Below are 2,864 nucleotides of genomic sequence, written 5' to 3'. Positions count from 1 at the left end.
CGCCCTGCTCGGCGCGACAGCCGCACTGGGCACCCTCGCCCTGGCCCGCCGGCGTGGCGGCCACCGGCAGCGCGCACGCATCCCCCACCACGACCGCCGCCGCGACGACCCACCGCATCCTGTTCGACAACACCAAGGCCGAGACCGCCGGCAACGCCGACTGGATCATCAGCACCAGTCAGCCCGACCCCCTGGTCCAGGACGCCGCCCCCACCGCCGAGACCGACTGGACCGGCGCCGTCTCCGCGTGGGGCGTGGCCCTCCAGAAGGCCGGCGGGTACTCGCTGAGCACGCAGACACCCTGGCGCAGTCCGTCGCCGTCCCGTCCGGCTGCGCGGCGCCCCTGACGTTCTGGCTGCACGTGGACACCGCGGAGACCACCACCACAACGGCGTACGACACGCTCAAGGCACAGGTGCTGAACTCCTCCGGCACCGTGCTCACCACCCTGGCCACGTACTCCAATCTGAACGCCGCGGCCGGTTACACCCAGCGCAGCTTCAACCTGGGGGCGTACGCCGGGAAGACCGTCACGATCAAGTTCACCGGGACCGAGGGCTCACAGCGCCAGACGTCCTTCGTCATCGACGACACGGCCCTCAACGTGAGCTGACGATCAGGCCGCGGCGTCGAACTCGCACCATACGGCCTTGCCGTCGCCCCGCGGCTCGACGCCCCAGCGCGCGGCCAGCGCGTCGATCATCAGCAGGCCGCGGCCCGAGGTGGCCGCCTCGCCGGGGGACCGGCGGCGCGGCCACACGCTGGACCGGTCCTGCACGGACAGCCGGACCCGGCGCACGGGTTCCGGCAGCACCTCCAGGGTGAGCACGGCGCCGCCCTCGGTGTGCAGCAGGACGTTGACGAGGAGTTCACCCGCGGCGAGTTCGATGTCGTCGGCGAGGTCGGGCAGGCCCCAGTCGACCAGCGCCTGCCGCAGCGCGGCGCGGGCCTCGGCCAGGCCCTCGGGGTCTGCCTGATGCACGTAACCGTGCATGCGCGGCGCGCGGCGGGTACCGAAGTCGGGGGCGCGGCGCAGGATGAGCAGGGCCACGTCGTCGTCGGAGCCCCAGCGTTCCCAGAGGTTGTCGGCGATGTGGTCGGCGAGGTCCTCGGCCCGCTGCGGTCCGCGGTGCACGGCCTCGGCGAGCGCTTCCATGCCGATGGTGATGTCCAGGCCGTGTTCCTCGACCAGGCCGTCGGTGCAGAACACCAGCGTCTCGCCGGGGACCAGGTCGAGCCGGGTCTCGGGGAATTCGTGCAGGTCGAGGGTGGTGGCCAGGCCCAGCGGCAGCCCGCCGCGGACATTGGGCCAGCCGGTGCGGCCGTCGGTGTGCCGGATCAGCGGGCCGAGGTGCCCGGCTCGGGCCGCCCGCACGGTGCCGGAGGTCAGGTCCAGTTCGGCGTAGCCGCAGGTGGCGAAGCGCTCGGTGTCGAGTTCGGCGAGGAACCGGGAGGCGCGGGCGAGCACCGTGGACGGCGGGTGGCCCTCGGCGGCGTACGCCCGCAGCGCGATCCGGAGCTGGCCCATCACGGCGGCGGCGTGCGTGTCGTGCCCCTGTACGTCGCCGACGACCAGGCCGACCCGGCGTTGCGGCAGCGCCACCACGTCGTACCAGTCGCCGCCGACCTCCCGGCCGCTGCGGGCGGCGTGGTAGCGCACGGCGATCTCGGCGCCGCGGAAGCGCGGGATGTGCCGGGGCAGCATCGACGCCTGGAGGCCGGTGGCGAACTCCCGCTCCTGGTCGAAGAGGATGGCGCGCTGCAGGGACTGCGCGAGGATGCCGGCCAGCGCCCCGCACAGCTCGCGGTCCTCGCCGGTGAACTCGTCGCGCCTGCGGTAGAAGAGCGCCACCGCGCCGATCGAGCGGGCCTGCGCGATGAGCGGCAGGAAGGCGGCGGCGTCGAGTTCGACCTTGTCCAGGTACGGGGCCAGCAGCGGGTACCGCTCGGCCAGCTCGGCGAAGGAGGTCACGAAGCGCGGCTGCTGGGTCAGTACGGCCTGGGCGAGCGGCAGCGACTCGTCCAGGCGCCGCATCTGGAGTCCGCGGAAGCCCACCATGGGCTCGCCGCTGACCGCGACGATCTTGAGGTTGCCGCCCTCGATCAGGCCGAGGGTCATACCGTCGGCCCCGAACCGTTCCAGACCGCCGGCGCCGGTGAGGACGGCGGTGACGTCGTCCACGGTCACGGCGCGCGACAGCGCCTCGGTGGTGCGGCGGACGACCGAGGACAGGCCGCGCCGCTCCACGTCGGGCCGGGAGCCGTCGGACTGTGGGGCGTGCGCCAGCTCGTCGGTGGCCTCCCGCACGATGCCGACCACGCGGTGGGGCGATCCCCGCTCGTCCCGCATGATCGTGCCGTGGGTGTACGTCCACTGCCTGACGCCGTCCCGCCGGGTGACCTGGAAGTAGCCGCCGTAGCCGCGGCGCCCGGACTCCAGGGCCCGGCGGAACGCCACGTCGAGACGGGCCGCCGAATCCGGCGTGACCCGCAGCACGAGGGAGTCGGGGCTGCCGTCGTACTCCTCCGGACGCAGATCGAGCACCTGGAGGCCGACCTCGTCCAGGTCGAAGGTTCCTTGGTCGAGGTCCCAGTCGAAGCTCCCCACCCCGTTCATGGCGGACCGCTCCCCCGGGCCGATCCGCCGGTCCGCATGTCCGCGCCGCAGAGGAGGACTCACGCGGGGGTCGTAGCGCGGGCGTGTGGAGCGCATCGGCCCCGACGGTCGCTTCTGAGGTGTCATCAGCCTGCTCCGGGGTCGGCCTACGGTCAGGGACCACGACGTCCGACGGATTTACAGGATAACTTCGTCAGGATTTATTGGCATCAGCGGCTTTTATCACCCGATGGGCCGCCGGGCGGTG

Annotated in this window: 2 protein-coding genes and 1 pseudogene; 2 read left to right on the top strand and 1 reads right to left on the bottom strand. The window is 72.8% G+C overall.

Annotated elements, in window-relative coordinates:
* Together VIW71_RS26665 and VIW71_RS22110 are read left to right on the top strand one after the other, a co-directional pair.
* Positions 1 to 347: pseudogene (locus VIW71_RS26665) on the top strand (hypothetical protein); the annotation flags it as partial.
* Positions 348 to 361: 14 nt separating this feature from the next.
* The gene (locus VIW71_RS22110; RefSeq protein ID WP_414720810.1) at positions 362 to 613 is read left to right on the top strand and encodes a hypothetical protein; all 252 of its coding nucleotides are present in this window, start codon (positions 362 to 364) and stop codon (positions 611 to 613) included.
* A gap of 3 nt (positions 614 to 616) precedes the next feature.
* Here the strand turns inward: VIW71_RS22110 and VIW71_RS22105 are convergent, their stop codons facing one another.
* Positions 617 to 2,713 (bottom strand): SpoIIE family protein phosphatase, encoded by a 2,097-nt coding sequence (locus tag VIW71_RS22105; RefSeq protein ID WP_414720809.1) that lies wholly within the window; start codon positions 2,711 to 2,713, stop codon positions 617 to 619.
* Positions 2,714 to 2,864 lie beyond the last annotated feature (151 nt).

Origin of the sequence: Streptomyces sp., assembly GCF_036524955.1 — a bacterium.
Classification (GTDB): Bacteria; Actinomycetota; Actinomycetes; order Streptomycetales; family Streptomycetaceae; genus Actinacidiphila.
This window is presented reverse-complemented; position numbering and strand designations above follow the sequence as displayed.

Excerpts from the sequence above, each read along its gene's own strand:
- VIW71_RS22105 (WP_414720809.1), bottom strand. The coding sequence starts at position 2,713 with ATGCGCTCCACACGCCCGCGCTACGACCCCCGCGTGAGTCCTCCTCTG.